This window comes from Halorubrum sp. SP9, assembly GCF_005435015.1.
In the GTDB taxonomy this organism is placed as follows: Archaea; Halobacteriota; Halobacteria; order Halobacteriales; family Haloferacaceae; genus Halorubrum; species Halorubrum sodomense.
This window is the reverse complement of the sequence record NZ_SGXU01000766.1, coordinates 1-219: the sequence shown is the minus strand read 5'-3', so window position 1 is coordinate 219 and position 219 is coordinate 1. Positions and strand designations below refer to the sequence as shown.

The 219-nt window shown below is 65.8% G+C and carries 1 pseudogene; it reads left to right on the top strand.

The features are described from left to right. Positions 1-219 (top strand): annotated as a pseudogene (locus tag EXE45_RS19255) (anaerobic glycerol-3-phosphate dehydrogenase subunit C); the annotation flags it as partial.

The following is a 219-nucleotide window of genomic DNA, read 5'->3' as shown; positions in this document are numbered from 1 at the left end:
CCGGGGTGCCGCTCTCGCAGATGCACAACGAGGCGCGCGGGCAGTTCGTCGAGCGGCAGATGGAGAAGCTCTCGATGGAGTACATTCGGAACCGAATCTTGGCCAACTACCGCACGTCGGCGAGCCTCGCGAGCATGTTCCCGCGGACCGCGTCGTTCGCGATGAACTTCGGGCCCGCCCGGTGGGCGATGGAGAAGGTGATGGGGATCCCCAAGGAGC